The organism is Mycobacterium sp. 852002-30065_SCH5024008, from assembly GCF_001665645.1.
In the GTDB taxonomy this organism is placed as follows: domain Bacteria; phylum Actinomycetota; class Actinomycetes; order Mycobacteriales; family Mycobacteriaceae; genus Mycobacterium; species Mycobacterium paraffinicum.
The window spans coordinates 1-19,056 of the sequence record NZ_LZSZ01000015.1; the positions used below are offsets into that span (position 1 = coordinate 1).

Annotated in this window: 18 protein-coding genes, 3 pseudogenes and 1 riboswitch; of the genes and pseudogenes, 9 read left to right on the forward strand and 12 right to left on the reverse strand. The window is 68.2% G+C overall.

Translation table 11 applies throughout. From position 1 onward, the window contains the following. Nucleotides 1-21: 21 nt before the first annotated feature. From A5781_RS01295 to A5781_RS01310, 4 genes and pseudogenes are all read right to left on the reverse strand, one after another. A pseudogene (locus tag A5781_RS01295) lies at nucleotides 22-588 on the reverse strand (transglycosylase family protein); the annotation flags it as partial. Between the two features lie 12 nt (nucleotides 589-600). Then, nucleotides 601-827: riboswitch (cyclic di-AMP (ydaO/yuaA leader) on the reverse strand. A gap of 209 nt (nucleotides 828-1,036) precedes the next feature. Beyond that, complete coding sequence (locus A5781_RS01300) at nucleotides 1,037-1,315, reverse strand: MoaD/ThiS family protein (protein WP_067199938.1); 279 nt, start codon at nucleotides 1,313-1,315, stop codon at nucleotides 1,037-1,039. Nucleotides 1,316-1,319: 4 nt separating this feature from the next. Further along, the gene (gene moaA / locus A5781_RS01305; protein WP_067199941.1) at nucleotides 1,320-2,399 is read right to left on the reverse strand and encodes a GTP 3',8-cyclase MoaA; all 1,080 of its coding nucleotides are present in this window, start codon (nucleotides 2,397-2,399) and stop codon (nucleotides 1,320-1,322) included. Continuing rightward, nucleotides 2,396-2,800, reverse strand: coding sequence for a YccF domain-containing protein (locus A5781_RS01310; RefSeq protein WP_067199944.1), 405 nt, complete (start codon nucleotides 2,798-2,800; stop codon nucleotides 2,396-2,398). Before A5781_RS01310 ends, moaA begins: the two co-directional genes overlap by 4 nt. A 163-nt stretch (nucleotides 2,801-2,963) precedes the next feature. On the opposite strand from A5781_RS01310, the gene A5781_RS01315 reads away from it, so the two are divergent. The 3 genes from A5781_RS01315 (at nucleotide 2,964) to A5781_RS01325 (ending at nucleotide 6,448) form a co-directional block, all read left to right on the forward strand. Continuing rightward, nucleotides 2,964-3,377 (forward strand): cold-shock protein, encoded by a 414-nt coding sequence (locus tag A5781_RS01315; RefSeq protein ID WP_067199948.1) that lies wholly within the window; start codon nucleotides 2,964-2,966, stop codon nucleotides 3,375-3,377. A gap of 110 nt (nucleotides 3,378-3,487) precedes the next feature. Next, nucleotides 3,488-5,416 (forward strand): acyl-CoA dehydrogenase family protein, encoded by a 1,929-nt coding sequence (locus A5781_RS01320; RefSeq protein ID WP_067199952.1) that lies wholly within the window; start codon nucleotides 3,488-3,490, stop codon nucleotides 5,414-5,416. A 27-nt stretch (nucleotides 5,417-5,443) separates the two neighbouring features. After that, on the forward strand, nucleotides 5,444-6,448 hold the full coding sequence (locus tag A5781_RS01325) for a glutathione S-transferase family protein (RefSeq protein WP_067199956.1): 1,005 nt from the start codon (nucleotides 5,444-5,446) through the stop codon (nucleotides 6,446-6,448). 26 nt (nucleotides 6,449-6,474) lie between these two features. On the opposite strand, the gene A5781_RS01330 is transcribed toward A5781_RS01325, so the two are convergent. Continuing rightward, complete coding sequence (locus A5781_RS01330; protein ID WP_082939170.1) at nucleotides 6,475-6,963, reverse strand: DUF2771 domain-containing protein; 489 nt, start codon at nucleotides 6,961-6,963, stop codon at nucleotides 6,475-6,477. Next, a pseudogene (locus tag A5781_RS01335) lies at nucleotides 6,960-8,607 on the reverse strand (MFS transporter). The gene A5781_RS01330 and the pseudogene A5781_RS01335 overlap by 4 nt, the downstream one beginning before the upstream one ends. 130 nt (nucleotides 8,608-8,737) lie before the next feature. On the opposite strand from A5781_RS01335, the pseudogene A5781_RS01340 reads away from it, so the two are divergent. Next, nucleotides 8,738-9,520 (forward strand): annotated as a pseudogene (locus A5781_RS01340) (DUF3027 domain-containing protein); the annotation flags it as partial. Nucleotides 9,521-9,759: 239 nt separating this feature from the next. On the opposite strand, the gene A5781_RS01345 reads toward A5781_RS01340, so the two are convergent. Together A5781_RS01345 and A5781_RS01350 are read right to left on the reverse strand one after the other, a co-directional pair. After that, a complete protein-coding gene (locus tag A5781_RS01345) occupies nucleotides 9,760-10,215 on the reverse strand; it encodes an SRPBCC family protein (protein WP_067199966.1) in 456 nt (151 codons plus the stop codon). A 32-nt stretch (nucleotides 10,216-10,247) separates the two neighbouring features. After that, nucleotides 10,248-10,523, reverse strand: coding sequence for a DUF2530 domain-containing protein (locus A5781_RS01350; RefSeq protein ID WP_067200452.1), 276 nt, complete (start codon nucleotides 10,521-10,523; stop codon nucleotides 10,248-10,250). 186 nt (nucleotides 10,524-10,709) lie between these two features. Here A5781_RS01350 and A5781_RS01355 point away from each other — a divergent pair, with 186 nt between their 5' ends. The 3 genes from A5781_RS01355 to A5781_RS01365 are packed head-to-tail and all read left to right on the forward strand — an operon-like array spanning nucleotide 10,710 to nucleotide 12,246. Next, the gene (locus tag A5781_RS01355; protein WP_067199970.1) at nucleotides 10,710-11,141 is read left to right on the forward strand and encodes a MarR family transcriptional regulator; all 432 of its coding nucleotides are present in this window, start codon (nucleotides 10,710-10,712) and stop codon (nucleotides 11,139-11,141) included. Continuing rightward, entirely contained in the window at nucleotides 11,138-11,971 is an 834-nt protein-coding gene (locus tag A5781_RS01360; protein WP_067199973.1) for an RNA methyltransferase, read from the forward strand. The genes A5781_RS01355 and A5781_RS01360 overlap by 4 nt, the downstream gene beginning before the upstream one ends. Then, nucleotides 11,968-12,246, forward strand: a complete 279-nt coding sequence (locus tag A5781_RS01365) for a DUF2537 domain-containing protein (protein ID WP_066957593.1) — start codon at nucleotides 11,968-11,970, stop codon at nucleotides 12,244-12,246. The genes A5781_RS01360 and A5781_RS01365 overlap by 4 nt, the downstream gene beginning before the upstream one ends. 44 nt (nucleotides 12,247-12,290) lie before the next feature. Here A5781_RS01365 and sepH read toward each other — a convergent pair whose 3' ends face one another. Together sepH and serC are read right to left on the reverse strand one after the other, a co-directional pair. Further along, nucleotides 12,291-13,064: a septation protein SepH gene (gene sepH / locus A5781_RS01370; RefSeq protein WP_067199976.1), complete on the reverse strand. Its 774-nt coding sequence runs from the start codon at nucleotides 13,062-13,064 to the stop codon at nucleotides 12,291-12,293. A gap of 119 nt (nucleotides 13,065-13,183) precedes the next feature. Next, the gene (gene serC / locus A5781_RS01375) at nucleotides 13,184-14,302 is read right to left on the reverse strand and encodes a phosphoserine transaminase (protein ID WP_067199978.1); all 1,119 of its coding nucleotides are present in this window, start codon (nucleotides 14,300-14,302) and stop codon (nucleotides 13,184-13,186) included. A 245-nt stretch (nucleotides 14,303-14,547) separates the two neighbouring features. Here serC and A5781_RS01380 point away from each other — a divergent pair, with 245 nt between their 5' ends. Together A5781_RS01380 and A5781_RS01385 are read left to right on the forward strand one after the other, a co-directional pair. Continuing rightward, the gene (locus A5781_RS01380; RefSeq protein WP_067199981.1) at nucleotides 14,548-15,573 is read left to right on the forward strand and encodes a diiron oxygenase; all 1,026 of its coding nucleotides are present in this window, start codon (nucleotides 14,548-14,550) and stop codon (nucleotides 15,571-15,573) included. Nucleotides 15,574-15,593: 20 nt separating this feature from the next. Continuing rightward, nucleotides 15,594-17,291 (forward strand): FAD-dependent oxidoreductase, encoded by a 1,698-nt coding sequence (locus A5781_RS01385; protein WP_067199985.1) that lies wholly within the window; start codon nucleotides 15,594-15,596, stop codon nucleotides 17,289-17,291. Here A5781_RS01385 and A5781_RS01390 read toward each other — a convergent pair. Beyond that, nucleotides 17,288-17,746 carry a VOC family protein gene (locus tag A5781_RS01390; RefSeq protein WP_067199990.1) on the reverse strand — a complete coding sequence of 153 codons (459 nt, stop codon included), beginning with the start codon at nucleotides 17,744-17,746 and terminating at the stop codon, nucleotides 17,288-17,290. The two genes, A5781_RS01385 and A5781_RS01390, sit on opposite strands and share 4 nt — an antisense overlap. Nucleotides 17,747-17,878: 132 nt before the next feature. After that, complete coding sequence (locus A5781_RS01395; protein WP_067199994.1) at nucleotides 17,879-19,000, reverse strand: citrate synthase 2; 1,122 nt, start codon at nucleotides 18,998-19,000, stop codon at nucleotides 17,879-17,881. Nucleotides 19,001-19,056: the final 56 nt, after the last annotated feature.

Below are 19,056 nucleotides of genomic sequence, written 5' to 3' on the forward strand. Positions count from 1 at the left end.
ATGCGATCGTCGGCAGCGTCAGATGTGTATAAGGGGCGGCACGTCGGCCGGGGGCGCGGGCGGCAGGTCCGCCGGGGGCGCCGGCTGGTCGAATCCCGTCAGCTGCACCGGCGCGGGGGGCGGCGGGGCGTCTGGCGGGGGAGCGAGCGGTGCCGGCTGGCCGTTGAGTCCGGGCGCGTCGAGCGGAGCGTCGAGGGCGGCGGGCGCCGGAACTTCGCGGGGCGTCGGGCTCGACAGCGGGCCACCGCACACGGGCCACGCGCCGCGGCCCTGAGTGGCCAGCACGCGCTCGGCGACGGCGATCTGCTGGTCCCTGGTGGCCAATTCGGCCGACGGAGCGTACTGGCCGCCGCCGTGCGAGGCCCAGGTGCTCGAGCTGAACTGCACGCCACCGTGGTAGCCGTTGCCGGTGTTGATTCCCCAGTTGCCGCCCGACTCACAACGGGCTACCTGGTCCCATTCGCCGTCGGTGGCCGCGGCCGCCTGGCCGGCCAGGGCGATGCTGCCGCCACCGAGGACCGCGCCGGTGACGGCGATCTTGGCGACGCTGATGTTTGACGTGCTGGGCTTACGGTGACGTCCACTCATAGGCCGTGAAGGATCCTCTCGTGTCACGCGCCTGCGAGGTCAGCTGTCGGGTTCGGGTTGGAGAGGCCACCCGGCCGTCATCGAACTCAGTGCGTATCCACTGCGAAACGACGTCGGCTTCACCCCAAGGGGCCGCATGCGGCCCCGGTCCGATCACGGTGGACCGGTGGGTCCCCCGCCTCCATCCACGTAGGTCGGTGGGCCCCTGCCTATTGGATGGAGCTCGGCGCGATAGGGAGGGGAGGTCCGCCAATTCGGTTGTCTTGGCGAGCCTTCGGAGAAACGTAGCGGTTTCTGTTGGTCCCGTCACGTTGGGCGACACCCGGCGTTTCCCCCTCGGCCATGTGCGAAAACCCGAGGAACACGCGGCATCCACGCAGGTCACCACGCCCGATATCGGAGCGTGATTGCGCCGTTATCATTCCGTTACGTGATGCATTTCACAGTTTTAGCCGCCGGCGAAGGGCGGTAGAACGTCGATCGTGTTGCCGGCGCGTAACGCCGCGGTCTCGTCGCGGACCGCGACCCCGTCGCACAGGTAGGAGCATCTGCTCAACACGTCGGCGAGTCGAGAGCCCCGGACGGCGAGGCGCCCGACCAGGTCGGCCACCGTCGTTCCCGGGCGCACCACCAGCGTCTCCGACTCGGCCGCAGCGGCCGCCCGCGCGGCCGCGAAATAGCGCACGGTCACCTGAATCCCGTCTTGCTGGACAGCGGCCTGACCCATCGGGCTAGCCACCGATCGCACTCATCGGACGGTCGGGCTGGATGAAGTTCGGGTCATTGATGCCGTGACCGGCCGGCTTGCCCCACATCGCGACGCGCCACGCGGTCTCGATCGCGTCGTCGGACGCACCGCTGCGCAGCAGGGTTCGCAGATCGGTTTCCACGGCCGAGAACAGGCAGCTGCGGACCTGGCCATCAGCCGTGAGGCGGGTGCGGTCACACGCCGAGCAGAACGCGTGGGAAACCGATGCGATCACACCAAACTTGCCGCTCGGCGTGCCTGGGCCGGTGTCGACCAGCCACAGCTCGGCGGGCGCCGATCCGCGCGGCGCCGGGTCCGGACGGAGCCGAAAGTGCGGGCGCAGCGCGTCGAGCACATCGTCGGCGCTCAGCGCCGCGCCCCGGCGCCACTGGTGGCCGGCATCCAGCGGCATCTGCTCGATGACCCGCAATTGGTAGCCGTAATCGAGGCAGAACCGCAGCAGCGCGACGACGTCCTCGCGACCGGTGACGGGGTCGAGCACGGCGTTCACCTTGACCGGCGTCAAGCCCGCGTCGTGGGCGGCGGTCAGGCCGGCGAGCACATCGTCGAGCCGGTCCCGTCGGGTGATCGCCGCGAAATGGTCGGGATCCACGGTGTCCATCGAGACGTTGACGCGATTCAGGCCTGCCCGGGCGAGCGCGGCGGCCCGCCGCGCCAGTCCGACGCCGTTGGTGGTCAGGGAAATCTCGGGGCGCGGTCGCAGGCCGGCCGCCGCCGCGACCACCTCTTCGAGGTGCCGCACCAACAGTGGCTCGCCGCCGGTGAACCGCACGCTGGTCACACCCAAGCGGGTGACGGCGATGCGCATCAGCCGCGTCAGCTCATCGGAGCGGAGTAGGTGCTCACCGGGCAACCAGTCCAGGCCCTCCGCCGGCATGCAGTACGTGCAACGCAGGTTGCAGCGGTCGGTCAGCGAGACGCGCAGGTCGGTGGCGACGCGCCCGTAGGTGTCCACCAATGGGCCCGCGGTCGGCGCGCCCCGCGCGGCGTCACCGTCGGTGCGGCCCGGCACCGTCGGCAGACCCAAAGCGGTCGCCGTCATGCGACCACCCCCGGGTAGAGCGACGGCGAACTGACCGGGACGATCTGCTTGCCCAGGGGCATCAATGAAACCGGGATCAGTTTGAGGTTGGCCAACGCGAGCGGGATGCCGACGATGGTGACCGCCATCGCAAGCGCGCTGACCAGGTGACCGATCGCCAGCCATAGGCCGAACAACAGCACCCAGATGACGTTGCCGATGAGGGCCCCCGTTCCGGCAGTCGGTTTGTCGACGATCGTGCGGCCGAACGGCCACAACGCGTACGAGGCGATGCGCAGCGACGCGAAGCCGAAGGGGATGGTGATGATCAGCAGGAAGCTGACGAGAGCCGCAACCACGTATCCGGCGGCCATCCACAAGCCGCCGAACACGAGCCAGATGATGTTCAGGATCAGGCGCATATCTCCTCCACCGGTAATGCCCAGCGTACCGAGTAGGCAATAACGGGGGTGCTCGCGAGGCAAGCACCCGAGTAGGATCTACAGACCAAACGGCGTCCTGCGCAGGCGGGACGCTTATTGTGTTGGCCATTCTATTGATCCGTTAGACAAGCAGGTGAGACCAGTGCCGACCGGCAAGGTTAAGTGGTACGACGCCGACAAGGGGTTTGGGTTCCTGTCGCAAGAGGACGGCGAAGACGTGTACGTCCGCTCGTCGGCGTTGCCCGCTGGGGTCGAGGGGCTCAAAGCGGGCCAGCGCGTGGAGTTCGGCATCGCCTCCGGGCGACGCGGGCCTCAGGCGCTGAGCCTCAAGCTGATTGAGCCGCCGCCCAGCCTCACCAAGGCCCAGGGCCGCCGCGATGCGCCCGCCGAGCACAAACACAGCCCGGATGAGCTGCACGGCATGGTCGAGGACATGATCACGCTGCTGGAGGGCGCCGTGCAGCCCGAGTTGCGCAAGGGCCGCTACCCGGACCGCAAGACGGCCCGACGGGTTTCCGAGGTGGTGCGGGCGGTCGCCCGGGAGCTCGACGCCTAGCTGGTCACCGCCGCGCGCCAAGAGTGCCGCCCGCTTGCGCAGAAGGGGTGATGAAGTGCCGGTCACGGGGTACTCCCACCTCGCCACGGTCGTCGAGCAAGGAGGCTGCGATGGCACAACAAGCGCACGTCACCGAGGAGCAAGCCAGGGCACTGGCCGAGGAGTCTCGCGAAACCGGTTGGGATAAACCATCTTTCGCAAAAGAGCTGTTCCTCGGCCGTTTTCCGTTGGAGCTCATCCATCCCTTTCCCAAACCGTCCGATGCCGACGAGGCGCGCACCCGCGCGTTTCTCGACAAGTTGCGCGACTTCCTTCGCAGCGTTGACGGCAGCGTCATCGAACGCGACGCGCAAATTCCCGACGAGTACGTGAAGGGTCTAGCCGAGCTGGGCTGTTTCGGCATGAAAATCCCGTCGGAATACGGCGGCCTGAACATGTCACAAGTGGCCTACAACCGGGCGCTGATGATGGTTTCCTCCGTTCATCCCAGCCTCGGTGCGCTGTTGTCGGCCCACCAGTCGATCGGGGTGCCGGAGCCGCTCAAACTCGCCGGAACCCCGGAGCAGAAGAAGAAGTTCTTGCCCCGGTGTGCCGCGGGCGCCATATCGGCGTTTCTGCTGACCGAACCGGACGTGGGCTCCGATCCGGCCCGGCTGGCCTCAACAGCGACACCCGTCGAAGACGGGACCGCCTACGAGCTCGACGGCGTGAAGTTGTGGACCACCAACGGCGTGGTCGCCGAACTGCTGGTCGTGATGGCCCGGGTGCCCCGCAGCGATGGGCACCGCGGTGGCATCAGCGCTTTCGTCGTCGAGGCCGATTCGCCCGGGATCACCGTGGAGCGGCGCAACAAATTCATGGGGTTGCGCGGCATCGAGAATGGAGTGACCAGGCTGCACCGCGTTCGGGTGCCGAGCGAAAACCTGATGGGCCGCGAGGGCGACGGATTGAAGATCGCGCTGACCACGCTTAACGCCGGGCGGCTGTCGATCCCCGCGATGGCGACAGGGGGTTCCAAATGGGCGCTGAAGATCGCGCGCGAGTGGGCAGGGGAGCGCGTGCAATGGGGCAAGCCGCTGGCCGAGCACGAAGCGGTGGCCCACAAGATCTCGTTCATCGCCGCGACCACCTACGCGCTCGATGCCGTGCTCGAGTTGTCCGGGCAGATGGCCGACGAAGGGCGCAACGACATCAGGATCGAGGCGGCCTTGGCCAAGCTGTGGTCCAGCGAGATGGCGTGCATCATCGCCGACGAGGTCATGCAGATCCGGGGCGGTCGCGGCTACGAGACGGCGGAGTCCCTGGCCGCGCGCGGCGAACGGGCGGTGCCCGTCGAGCAGATACTGCGGGACCTGCGGATCAACCGCATCTTCGAAGGATCCAGCGAAATCATGAAGCTGCTCATCGCCCGGGAGGCGGTCGACGCCCACCTGTCCGCGGCGGGCGATCTCGCCAAACCTGACACCGGTTTGCGGCAGAAGGCCGCGGCGGCCGTCGGCGCCAGCGGGTTCTACGCAAAGTGGTTGCCCCAGCTCGTTTTTGGAGAAGGACAGCGCCCCAGGGCTTACAGCGAATTCGGACCGCTGGCGTCGCACCTGCGGTTCGTCGAACGCTCCAGCCGCAAGCTGGCCCGCAACACCTTCTACGGGATGGCGCGCTGGCAGGCCAAACTGGAGCAGCGCCAGGGGTTCCTCGGGCGCATCGTCGACATCGGTGCGGAGCTGTTCGCGATGTCCGCGGCCTGCGTGCGGGCCGAGGCCGAGCGCGCCGTGGACCCGACGGTCGGTCAACAGGCCTACGAGCTGGCCGATACCTTTTGCCGGCAGGCCGCCCTGCGGGTCGAGGCGCTGTTCGACGCGTTGTGGACCAATACCGACGACTGCGATGTCCGGCTGACGCGCGAGGTGGTTCAGAGCCGCTACACCTGGCTCGAGGACGGCATCATCGACCAGTCGGAGGGAACCGGCCCGTGGATCGCCCACTGGGAGCAGGGCGCATCAACCGAGACGAACCTGGCTCGGCGATTTCTGGGTTCCTAGCCGACATTCGAACGAGACAAGGGAGATATGGCCGCCTACGTTGCCGGAAAAGGTGACTTCAACCGCGACACCAACTACATCACCACCCGCGTCACGGCCGACGGACGCGACGGCTACCCGGTGGAGCCCGGCAGGTACCGGCTGGTCGTCGCCCGCGCGTGTCCGTGGGCCAACCGCGCCATCATCGTCCGGCGGTTGCTGGGATTGGAAAGCGTTCTCTCCATTGGGTTTTGCGGCCCGACCCACGACGAACGCAGTTGGACGTTCGATCTCGATCCCGGGGGCGTCGACCCCGTGCTGAAGATCCCGCGGCTGCAGGACGCCTACTTCAAGCGCTTCCCCGACTACCCGAAAGGCATCACGGTCCCCGCCATCGTCGACGTCCCGTCCGGTGCGGTCGTCACAAATGATTTCGCGCAGATGACCGTGGATTTCTCGACGGAATGGACCGAGTACCACCGCGACGGTGCACCCGAGCTGTACCCCGAGCGGCTGCGCGCCGAGATCGACGAGGTGAACAAGCGGGTCTACACCGAGATCAACAACGGCGTGTATCGGTGTGGCTTCGCCGGCTCACAAGCGGCCTATGACGCGGCGTACGATCGGCTGTTCGCCGCGTTGGATTGGGTCAGCGACCGCCTGGCCGATCAGCGATATCTGGTGGGCGACACCATAACTGAAGCCGACGTGCGGCTGTTCACCACACTCGCCCGCTTCGACCCGGTCTACCACGGGCACTTCAAGTGCAACCGAAGCAAACTGAGCGAGATGCCGGTGCTGTGGGCGTATGCGCGCGACCTGTTCCAGACGCCTGGGTTCGGCGACACCATCGATTTCGTTCAGATCAAGCAGCACTACTACATCGTGCACGCCGACATCAACCCCACCGGCATCGTGCCCAAGGGGCCGGACCTGACGGGCTGGCTGTCGCCGAATGGTCGAGAAGCCTTGGGCGGCAAGCCGTTCGGGGATGGGACGCCTCCCGGGCCACCGGTCGAAGGGGAGCGGGTGCCCGCCGGGCACGGCGCCTGACCGGGCTGGGGGCCTGGCGTCGGCGCTCAATAGTTGAGGCGCACTGACCATTCCGCGTGCGGCACGTCGCGCAGCTCACCGGCCGGGTCCACCACGAGGGTCAGCAACTGCACGACTATCCCGACCAGCCGCCCGCGATGCGGGTCGACCGGGGGGATGGTGACCGCGAAGCGGGTGTTCGGCCGAAAGATGGTGCTGGTGGTGTTGGTGGGGTCCTCGTACACCTGCAGCAACCGCCAGGGCGCCCGATAGATCGCGTCGGGCACCGAGAGCTGCACCGGGTAGCGCTCACTGACCTTCAGCTCGCCCTGGGCTTGGGGCGTGTCACATTGGTCGAGGTTGAGCACGCTGCAGTACAGGTAGGGCCCCACCCTCGTGAGGTGGCCGTGTGAATACGCGCTGATCTCCGGGCGCTGCGGACCGGACGGGCGGGCCAGCAACCAGGTGCCGACCCCGACGGCCACGCACAACAGAGTCATCAGGCCGGCGAGCAGCACGGCCACGCCGCGTTTCACTCAGGCACCACCGCCGGGCTGCCGCGGCGCGCCCTCTTGCTCGACCATGACCGGCCTATTACCTCCGAGGCCCGGAATCAGTGAATTCCCTTGGAAGCTGACCAGCGTCTGCGCCAGCCCCAGGATGAGTATCGCAGTGACCGCGGTGAAGCCAACCCACAGCTCCGTGTAGACCAAGACGCCCACGGCGCCACCCAGCACCCAGGCCAGCTGCAGCGTCGACTCCGATCGCCCGAATCCCGAGGCCCGCGATTCCTCGGGCAGGTCGTTTTGCAGCGAGGCGTCCAGCGAGGCCTTCGCGATGGCGCTGGAGCCCGACGTGACCAGGGTGGCAATCACGGCGGCCGCCAGGGTGCCCGCCACCGACGCGGCCAGCGCGACGGCCGAGACCGCCAGCGTGCAGCGGACCACCAGCACGGCCGGCCGGCCCAGCTGCAGGCGTGCGGCGGCGAAGTTTCCGGCGAAGTTGCCGATGCCGGCCGCTGCCCCGATCATGCCCAGCATGCCCAGCTGAACCCAGCCGTTGGCTTGGTGCGCTTTGGCGACGAACGCCGGGTACAAGAACAGGAAGCCGACCATGACCTTGATGGTGCAGTTGCCCCACAACGAGGTAATGATGTTGCGGCCCAGCGGTTGTCGCAGTGTTCCGCTGACTCTCTTGACTTCCTCGGGCCAGGTCCGCCGCTGCGGTTCGCTGTCCTGGCGGTAGCTCAAAGTGGCCGGCACCTCGCCCGCCGTCACCTCGACCCAGCGCGGGATGCGCATCGACAGCGCCGCCCCGGCGATGGTGACCGCGATGACGACGAACAACGCGCCGGGCAGTTTGAACAGGTGGGTGCAGACGAACTCGACGCCAGCCGCGATTGCCCCGCCGGCGATGGTGCCGCCCAGCAGACCGAACACCGTCAGCCGTGAGTTCACCCGCACCAGGTCGATGGTCGGCGGCATGACGCGCGGCGTGACGGCGCTGCGCAGCACGCTGAACGACTTGGAGAACACCATCATGGCCAGCGCGCACGGGTAGAGCACCCACGACGGGTAGCTCCCGCTGGCGCCGTCGTAATTCGTGATCAGCACCAGCGCCAAGGCCGTCCGCAAAACGAACGATCCGGCGAGCGCGACCCGCCGACCGTGCTGCAGCCGGTCCAGCGCCGGGCCGATGAGCGGCGCGACGACCGCGAACGGCGCGATGGTGATCAGCAGATACAACGCGACCCGGCCCTTGCTTTCTCCGGTGGCCGCGGCGAAGAACAACGTGTTGGCCAGCGCCACCGCCATCGCGGCGTCCACTGCGAAGTTGGCCACCACCGGCCAGGTGAGCGCGGTCAGACCGGATTTGTCTGCGCCGTCGGCGGTGGCGGCGCGCTGCACCATCCAATACATCCGCGAACCCATCTCGCGGCTTCGCTGCGCCGCGGCGCGCGTGACGGTGATCCGTTCGCCGGCGGCGGCCCGTGGTGGCGCGCTATCGCTTCGATCGGGTTCCGGGGGCTGGCCGATAGGCGGAAGGTAGCGATTGGCGCTCGGCATCGGCTGTGGGCGGCGCGTTCGGCGATGGTCGGTGTCATCGGCGGGGTAATTGGTCATGCCCGGGTGTTGGTTGGAAGCCCCATTGCGGGGCCGGCGGCCGGGAGTGGGGGCCACGCGGCCCGGATCGTCACGCCGCCGTCCAGACACGTTCCGATTCTCCCCTATGCCGACGACATGCGTCTGCAGGTAACGGGGCGTGGCACGCCAACCTAGTATTGGATACGCAATGCAGGAAGGGGACAGCGTGACCGGGTCCATCGAGGAATCCGCCGTGGCTACCGTGGCCGAGTGGCCCGAGGGGCTGGCGGCCATGCTTACGGGCGCGGTAGACCAGGCCAGGGCCGCCGTCGTGGAGTTCAGCGGGGCGGAGGCGGTCGGCGATTACCTGGGCGTCAGCTACGAGGATCCGGCCGCCGCGACCCACCGGTTCCTGGCGCATCTACCCGGTTATCAGGGCTGGCAATGGGCTGTCGTCGTGGCCGCATATCCCGGTGCCGACCACGCCACCGTCAGCGAAGTGGTGCTGATCCCGGGTCCGACGGCGTTGCTCGCGCCGCACTGGGTTCCGTGGGATCAGCGGGTGCGTCCAGGGGACCTGAGCCCCGGTGACCTGCTGGCGCCCGTAGCCGACGATCCGCGGTTGGTGCCCGGCTACGCGGCCAGCGGTGACGCGCAGGTCGACGAGACCGCCGCAGAGGTCGGGCTGGGCCGGCGCTGGGTGATGAGCACCCTTGGCCGCGCGGAGGCGGCCGAACGGTGGCACACCGGCGACCACGGGCCCGACTCCCCGATGGCGCGGTCCACCAAGCGGGTGTGCCGCGACTGCGGTTTCTTCCTGCCGTTGGCGGGATCGCTCGGCGCGATGTTCGGCGTGTGCGGCAACGAACTGTCGGCCGACGGGCAGATCGTCGACAAGCAGTACGGTTGCGGCGCGCATTCGGATACGCCCGCTCCGGCCGGTACGGGTTCGCCCGCGTACGAGCCATACGACGACGGCGTGCTCGACGTCGTCGAGGCGCCGCCCGAGCCGTCCGAGCCGGCAGAGGCATCCGAGGCACAGTCGGAACCCACGGAGTCGCCGACCCAGCCGCCGGAATCCCAAACCGGGGAGGCCCAGCCGGGCGGCAGCGCGGATGTCGAAGTGTCGGCGTCAGCACCCGAGGCGGCGGCACCCGAGGCGGCGGAGTCCGGCGCCGACATAGCGGAGTCGCAGCGCGAGGCGCCGCTGTCGCAGCAGCCCGAGGCGGAGTCGCAGCCCGAGGCGGACTAGCCCTTTTCGGCGGCGGCCTTGATCTTGGCCAACGACGTGTTCATCCCGTCCACCAATTCGCGTTCGAAGTTGGTGGTCCCGCCGAGCAGGGCATTCACCGTCAGATTGGAAATCGCGGTCACGCCGTTCTCGGCGTGACGGCTTTCGATCACCCGGGTGCCCTCGCCGGTGGGTTGGAGCTCGTAGCTCCAGATCGTGTGGTTGGCGTTGACCCGGAACGCAAGCTTGGTCTCGGGGATGACCTCGACGACCGTGCAAGTGGTCGGCCAGTACATGCGGTTACGGCGATTGATGTTGAGGCTGCGCGTGCCCTGGCGCAGCGGACCGAAGGTCTTCATCCAACGGCACTGGGGGCTCCACTCCGGCATCCGCCGGAGATCGGAGATCAACTCCCACACCGTGGAGACCGGTGCGTCAATATCGATTTGCGCTTGTAGTAGTGGGGCTACCATCGATCCTCCCGGGTCGGTGCTGGTTGCGAAATCTAGCCGTGATCGAAATAGTTTTCGAGTCCGTCTTGTGCGCCCCGTGCGCCGCGGCGGGCCGCGGCGAGTTGCAACACGAAGATGCTCGTCCCGAGCACTCCGACGCCGAGCCCGGCCAGTGTCAGGGGGCGCCAGCTCTGCAGGGCGGGCACGAGAAACGCGGCGGCCGCCGCGACCAGCCAGCCGATCGCGCCGAGTGCGACGAACGGCCAGGCGTTGAGGAGTGCGGGCGGCAGCGGCGGCGCCTCGCGGTTCTGGCCGGGTTCGACAGACATCGCGATTAACATAGCCGCCGGTGCGGTCCGCCGGTACCACCCCCATGCGCGGGAAGGCCGAGCGAAAATGCCTGGGCCGCGGGTCAAGCGGTTCGACGATGACCGATCCGCGCAGCGCTACGGACCAAAGTCCGTGGTTCACCGGTTCGTATCCCGATTTCTGGAGGTTGCGTGTAACCTCGCGCCATGCCTGACAGCGATGCGCGGCTGGCCAGCGATCTGTCGCTGGCGGTCATGCGGCTGGCCCGCCAACTCCGGTTCCGGAACCCGTCGTCGCCGGTGTCGTTGTCCCAGCTCTCGGCGCTGGCCACGCTGGCTAACGAGGGCCCCATGACGCCCGGCGCGCTGGCGATTCGCGAACGGGTCCGGCCGCCATCGATGACACGGGTGATCGCGTCGCTGGCCGACATGGGCCTGGTGGACCGTGCCCCGCATCCCGTCGACGGCCGGCAGGTGCTGGTCTCGGTTTCGCACTCCGGCGCCGAGCTGGTCAAGGCGACCCGGCGCGCCCGCCAGGAGTGGCTGGCCAAACGGCTGGCCACGCTGGACAGCCAGCAACGTGACACTCTGCGCACCGCGGCCGACCTGATGCTGGCCTTGGTCGACGAAGGCCCGTGAGCGACGGAACGCATGCCCTGAACGTCCAGGACGTGGACGATCCCGACGACCCCCGGCTCGACGATTTCCGCGACCTGAACAGTGTCGATCGTCGACCCGATCTGCCGTCCGGCAAAGGTTTGGTGATCGCCGAAGGCGTGCTGGTCGTTCAGCGCATGCTCGCCTCCCGATTCATTCCGCATGCCCTGTTGGGGACGGACCGCCGGCTCGCCGAACTCGCCGACGACCTGGCGGGTAGTGCCGTGCCGTTCTACCGGGCCTCCGCCGACGTCATGGCGCATGTGGTGGGCTTTCACCTCAATCGCGGCGTGCTGGCGGCGGCCCGCAGGGTGCCGGAACGCAGCGTGGCCGAACTGGTCGAGCGCGCGCGGACGGTCGCGGTGCTCGAGGGCGTCAACGATCACGAGAACCTGGGCTCGATCTTCCGCAACGCCGCCGGATTGGGCGTGGACGCGGTGGTGTTCGGCAGCGGCTGCGCCGACCCGCTCTACCGGCGCGCCGTCCGGGTGTCCATGGGGCACGCCTTGCTCGTCCCGTATGCGCGGGCGACGGAGTGGCCCGCGGAGCTGGTAATGCTGAAAGAGAACGGATTTCGGCTGCTGGCGATGACCCCGGACAGCAAGGCGTGCGCCCTGCCGGAGGCCATGGCGGCCGCGCACGACCAGCGCATCGCGGTGGTCGTGGGCGCCGAGGGGCCGGGGCTTACGCCGGCGACCCTGCGCTTGAGCGATGTGCGGGTGCGCATCCCGATGTCGCGCGGCACCGACTCCCTCAACGTCGCGACTGCGGCCGCTTTGGCGTTCTACGAACGGGCTAGGCTCGGCTCGTGACCGACGATTCCGTGCCCTGGGCAACGGGTTTGACGGTCGCCGGGTTCGTCGCCGCAGTGACCGGGGCCGCCATTGTGGTGCTGACTTTGGGACTGATAAGGGTGCATCCGCTCCTGGCGGTCGGTCTCAACGTCGTCGCCGCCGGCGGGCTGGCGCCCACGCTGTGGGGATGGCGGCACAAGCTGGTGCTGCGCTGGTTCCTGCTGGGCGCGGGAATCGGTGTCGCCGGCGGTTGGTTGACGCTGATCGCGCTGACGCTGCGCGGTAGCGGCTAGTGGCGATCGCGGCGTAGCCGGGCGCGGCGGGTCGCCGCGATCAACTAGCGCTGTCCGCCCGAGCGCACGCCGAGCAGCACATCCTCCCAGGCCGGGATGACCGGCTTACCCCGACGGGTGTGTACCGGTTGCTCCTGCGGCGCGGGTTGCTCTTGCGGTTCGGGGGCGGCGGGCTTCGCCGGCTCCTCGAACGAGACGTGGGCGACCCGCGCGAGCGGCCGCAGCGGGCGGTCGAAGTTCGGGTCCACCAGTTCTTTGGCCGCATCGTCGACAGCCGTGACCGTTCCGCCGTGGGCGCCCGGGGCGAAGCAGAAGTGCGCGATGTTGTCGGACCGGCCGGCCTTCCACGCAAGCTGCACCGTCCAGCGGCTGTCTTCGTTGCGCCACGCATCCCAACTGAGCCGGTCGGGTTCCAGACCGCGCGTCACGAGTGCCGTGCTCACGGTTTCCAGGAGGGTGAGCACCGCGGGGCCGTCGGCGAGCACCGGATGCGCGGCCGTTGCCAACTCGGCGGCGCGGGCACGTTCCAGCAACACCGGGTGTGCGAATCGCCGGACCCGCGAGACGTCGGAGCCCGACGCCGCGGCAACCTGCTCGACGGACGCACCGGCCCGGATCTTGGCCTGAATCTCTTTGGGGCTCAGCATGTTGGTGACCTGGATGTCGAGGAGCGGTTGGTTCGGGGGCGCGGCCTCGCCGCGCACGGCGGCCTTCAGCTGATCGTCGATGGCGAGCTTCAACGGTTCGCCGGCGTCGCCGGCCTCACAGATGATGTGTTTGCCGTCGGCATCGACCCCAACCATTTTGAGTTCCCGCATGGCTTCTCCTCGCAGGCTCCGTGCGCAGGTCGATGGACCCATCTCGTGCGCACTCTAGTGCGCCAACGTCCACAAGCGGTGCTGACACGCTGGGCGGTTGCGTGCTGATTGCGGGGGAGTTACAGCCGCTCGACCACCCAGTCGACGCATTGCGTCAGAGCGCTGACGTCGTCGGGCTCGACTGCCGGGAACATCCCGACGCGCAATTGGTTGCGGCCGAGTTTGCGGTACGGCTCGATGTCGACGATGCCGTTCGCCCGCAAAACCTTCGCGACGGCCGCCGCGTCAACATCGTCGACGAAATCGATGGTGCCCACCACCTGAGACCGTAGCGCGGGGTCGGCGACGAACGGCGTGGTGTACGGCCGCTCCTCTGCCCAGGAGTACAACCGCTGCGAGGAGTCGGCCGTGCGCTTGACGGCCCACTCCAGCCCGCCGTTGCCCAGCATCCAGTCGAGCTGCTCGGCCATCAGCGCCAGGGTGCCGATCGCCGGGGTGTTGTACGTCTGGTTCTTCAGGCTGTTGTCCACGGCGATCGGCAGTGACAGAAAGTCGGGAACCCAGCGGCCGGACGCGGCGATGGACTCGACCCGCGCCAGCGCGGCCGGGCTCATGACGGCAAGCCACAGGCCGCCATCGCTGGCGAAATTCTTCTGCGGCGAGAAGTAGTAGGCATCGGTGTCGGTGATCTCCACCGGCAGGCCGCCCGCGCCGCTGGTGGCGTCGATGACTACCAGGGCGTCGCCGGAGTCGGCGGGACGGCGAATGGGCACCGCCACCCCGGTCGAGGTCTCGTTGTGAGCCCAGGCGATCACGTCAACCGAGGGATCGCTCTGCGGCTCGGGCGCGCTGCCGGCATCCGCCTTGATGACGATGGGTTCGCCGACGAAGGGGTTATTGGCGACCGCCGAGGTGAACTTCGAGCTGAACTCTCCGAAGGACAGGTGCAGCGACCGCTTGTCGATCAACCCGAACGCCGCGGCGTCCCAGAACGCCGTCGCGCCGCCATTGCCGAGGATGACCTCGTAACCGTCTGGCACGGAGAACAGCTCGGCCACCCCCGACCGGACTCGGCCCACCAAATTCTTGACGGGTGCCTGGCGGTGCGATGTGCCGAACAGCGGGGCCGCGGTGGTCGCCAGGGCCTGCAACTGTTCGGGCCGGACCTTGGAAGGACCGCATCCGAAGCGGCCGTCGCGGGGTTTGATGTCAGCGGGAACCTCGAGCTGGTCAGCCATGCTAATCAGGGTAGTGAGCGGGCGTGACGCCCGGCACGGCGGTCCGGCTGCCGACGCCGCGGGCCACGGCAAAACGCCTGGCCGCGCGGCTCGCTGGGTTTCACGCGCTGTGACGCGGGGCACATCAAAGCGCTGACCACTGGTCAGCCCACAGTGCCGACAAGGGCCCTAGAAGATATGCGGTACCTGCGGTACTGTCTGGACACAGCACGTCCTAATGTAAACCTCGCTGGGGAGGCTTGGATATGGCCAGGACACGCATGGTTCGACGTTGGCGCCGCAATATGGAAGTGCGCGACGACACCGAGTACGTCAACACGCTCGCCACTCTGTCCGAGGGGTCGGTGCGCCGAAATTTCAACCCGTACACAGACATCGACTGGGATTCGGCCGAATTCGCCGTCACGGAGAACGACCCTCGGTGGATATTGCCGGCGACCGACCCGTTGGGGCGGCATCCCTGGTACCACGCGCAGTCTGACGAGCGCAAGATCAAGATCGGGATGTGGCGCCAGGCCAACGTCGCCAAGGTCGGCCTGCACTTCGAGTCGATCCTGATCCGCGGTCTGATGAACTACACGTTCTGGGTGCCGAACGGGTCCCCGGAATACCGGTACTGCCTGCACGAATCGGTCGAAGAGTGCAACCACACCATGATGTTTCAGGAGATGGTCAACCGGATCGGCGCCGACGTCCCGGGCATGCCCCGGGCGCTCAAGTGGCTCTCGCCGCTGGTGCCGCTGGTGGCCGGTCCGCTGCCGGTGGCGTTCTTCATCGGGGTGCTCGCGGGCGAGGAACCGATCGATCACACTCAGAAAAACGTTCTGCGCGAAGGAAAGTCGCTGCATCCCATCATGGAGCGGGTGATGGCCATCCACGTGGCCGAGGAAGCGCGCCACATCTCCTTCGCTCACGAGTTCCTACGCAGGCGGGTGCCGGAGCTGACCAAGCGCCAGCGGTTCTGGACCGCGCTGTACCTGCCGCTGACGATGAAGACCTTGTGCCGGGCAATCGTGGTGCCGCCCAAGGCGTTCTGGCAGGAGTTCGACATTCCGCGCGAGGTCAAGAAGGAACTCTTCTTCCGGTCGCCGGAGTCACGAAAGTGGCTGAGCGACATGTTCGGTGACGTTCGGATGCTGGCCCATGACACCGGGTTGATGGAGACGCGCTCGGCGCGGCTCATGTGGCGGCTGTGCAAGATCGACGGCAAGCCGTCGCGCTACCGCAGCGAGCCGCAACGCCAGCACCTGGCCGCCGCGCCGGCAGCCTAGGACCGCGCGGGTAATCGTTTATGCCGCATGTTATTACCCAGTCGTGCTGTAACGACGGGTCCTGCGTTTTCGCGTGCCCGGTGAACTGCATTCACCCCACGCCCGATGAGCCGGGCTTCGCCACCTCGGAGATGCTCTACATCGATCCGGTGGCCTGCGTGGACTGCGGTGCGTGCGTGAGCGCCTGCCCCGTCGGCGCCATCGCGCCGGACGGCCGGCTGGATACCAAGCAGCTGCCGTTCGTCGAGATCAACGCATCCTTTTACCCCGAGCGGCCCGAGGGTGAGAAGGTGCCGCCCACGTCGAAGCTGGCCCCGGTGATTCCGGCCGCCCAGGTGCGCGCCCGCCGCCGGCCGCTGACCGTGGCCATCGTGGGATCCGGGCCGGCGGCCATGTATGCCGCCGACGAACTGCTCACCCAGCATGGGGTGCAGGTCAACGTCTTTGAGAAGCTGCCCACGCCCTATGGGCTGGTGCGTGCCGGGGTGGCGCCCGATCATCAGAACACCAAACGGGTCACTCGGTTGTTCGACCGGGTCACCGGTCATCGCCGCTTTCGGTTCTACCTCAACGTCGAGGTCGGCAGGCACCTGAGCCACGCCGACCTGCTGGCCCACCACCATGCCGTGATGTACGCCGTCGGCGCCCCCGACGACCGTCGGCTGGAGATCGAGGGCATGGGGCTCCCGGGTACCGGAACCGCTACCGAATTGGTCGCGTGGATCAACGGGCATCCCGACTTTGCCGATCTGCCAGTCGATCTCAGCCACGAGCGGGTGGTGATCGTCGGCAACGGAAACGTCGCGCTCGACGTGGCCCGTGTGCTCACGGCGAACCCTGACGACCTGGCCCGCACCGACATCTCCGATCGCGCATTGGCGGCGTTTCGCGCTTCCGCCGTCCGCGAAGTGGTGATCGCCGCCCGCCGCGGCCCCGCCCAGTCGGCATTCACCTTGCCCGAACTCGTCGGGCTCACGGGCTCATCCGACGTCGTGCTCAGCGCGGCCGACCACGAGTTGGTGGCGGCCGATCTCGCGGCCGCCACGGACGGCTTGACGAGGCGCAAGCTGGAAATCCTGAGCACACTCGGTGACGATTCGGGGCCGCCCCACAATTCCGGGGGCCCGCGTATCCGGCTGGCCTATCGGCTCACCCCGAACCGTGTGCTTGGTGATGAGCGCGTCACGGGGGTGGAGTTCGCCGTCACCGGAACCGGCGAGCTGTGCCGACTGGACGCGGGTCTGCTGCTGACATCGATTGGCTACCGCGGCATGCCGATTCGCGACCTGCCGTTCGACCAGGCGACCGCGGTGGTCCCCAACGACGGCGGCCGCGTGGTCGATCCCGACTCTGGGGCGCCGGTCTCGGGGGCATACGTCGCGGGCTGGATCAAGCGTGGGCCCAGCGGTTTCATCGGCACGAACAAGTCGTGCTCCCTGCAAACCGTTCAGGCGCTGGTAGCCGATTTCAACGCCGGCCACCTGAGCGATCCGGTGGCTGAGCCGGAGGCGCTGGCCAAGCTGGTGCACGCCCGGCAGCCTCACGCCGTCGATGTCCGCGGCTGGCGAGCCATCGACGCCGCCGAGATCGCGCGGGGCAGCGCCGACGGTCGGCCGCGGAACAAGTTCACCGAGGTGGCCGACATGCTCGCCGCCGCTGCCGCCGCCGAGCCCGCGCCGCCGCCGCGACGCGGGCTGCTGGACCGCCTGCTCGGCTAGCCGGCGCCCTGCCCGGCCATCGCGGCCTGAATTTCGTCGTAGCCGACCTCGCGTACCGGCTGACCCATCGACCAATGGTGGCCGAACGGGTCGGCGACCACGCCGTAGCGGTCACCCCAAAACTGGTCGTCCAAGGGAGCGACCACGGTGGCGCCCGCGTCCAGCGCCCGCTGGAACTTGGCGTCGACGTCGGTGACGGTCAGGTGGATGGTGACCGGGGTGCCGCCCAATGACTTGGGCGTCATCGATTTGCCGCCGCACATCTCTGGGAAATCGTCGTTGAGCATGACCAGAAAGCCGTTGATGCGCACGGCGGCGTGGATGAGTTTTCCGTCGGGCCGGGGCACACGCCCCAGCTCCTCGGCGCCGAAAGCCTTGACGTAGAAGTCAATTGCGGCGGCGGCGTCGTCCACCACCAGGTGCGGGGACAGGGCGGGTTCGATGTTGAGCGCCATTGTGGTTCTCCTTGTTGTCGGTTCCCAGGCCGGCCCGAACCGGGCAGGCTCGCGAGTTATGACTGCGCCCGCGACGAAAACTCATCGCGGCGACATTCATTTAATCGCCGGGCACCGACAACCGGCCCCGCCTCAGGCGTTGGTGAGGCTGCGGTCCCAACCCTCGACCGATTCCGGGCTGCGGGGGCCCGGTCCGACATAAATGGCCGACGGGCGCACCAGCTTGCCGAGCCGCTTCTGCTCGAGGATGTGCGCGCACCAGCCGGCGGTGCGTCCGCAGGTGAACATCGCCGGCATCATGTTGGCCTGCACCTGCGCGAAGTCGAGGATCACCGCCGCCCAGAACTCGACGTTGGTCTCGATGGCCCGGTCCGGACGTCGCTCGCGCAGCTCGGCCAGGGCGGCCTGCTCCAGGGCGACCGCGACCTCGTGGCGCGGAGCCTTCAGCCGCTCCGCGGTCGCGCGCAGCACCCGCGCGCGCGGGTCCTCGGCGCGGTAGACGCGGTGTCCGAAGCCCATCAGCTTGTCGCCGCTGTCCAGGATCTTCTTGACCAGCCCGCGGGCGTCACCGGTGCGCTCCACCTCTTCGATCATCGGCAGGACCCGCGCCGGCGCGCCGCCGTGCAGCGGCCCGCTCATGGCCCCGATCGCCCCGGACAACGCCGCGGCCACGTCGGCGCCGGTCGAGGCGATCACCCGCGCGGTGAACGTCGAGGCGTTCATGCCGTGCTCGGCGGCCGAGACCCAGTAGGCGTCGATCGCCTCGACGTGCCTGGGGTCCGGCTCGCCCTGCCAGCGGGTCATGAAACGGGCTGTGACGGTGTCGCATTCATCGATCACCCGCTGCGGTACCGCGGGCTGATAGATGCCGCGGGCGGACTGCGCGACGTAGGACAGTGCCATCACCGATGCCCGGGCCAGCTGATCGCGGGCGGTTGCGTCGTCGGTATCGAGCAGGGGCCGATACCCCCAGATCGGGGCCAGCATCGCCAAACCCGCCTGCACGTCGACGCGCACGTCACCGGTGTGGATGGGCAGCGGGAACGGCTCGGCGGGCGGCAATCCGTGGCCGAACTTACCGTCGACCAGCAGGGCCCACACGTCGCCGAAAGTGACCTGCTGATCCACCAGGTCCTGGATGTCGACACCGCGGTAGCGCAGCGCGCCGCCGTCTTTATCCGGTTCGGCGATCTCGGTGGTGAAGGCGACGACGCCCTCGAGGCCGGGGACGAAGTCTTCGGGGACCACAGTCATGCGAAAATTCTCGCACCCCACGTTCGGGCCGACGCTACCGGCCGGTAGCAAGCCCC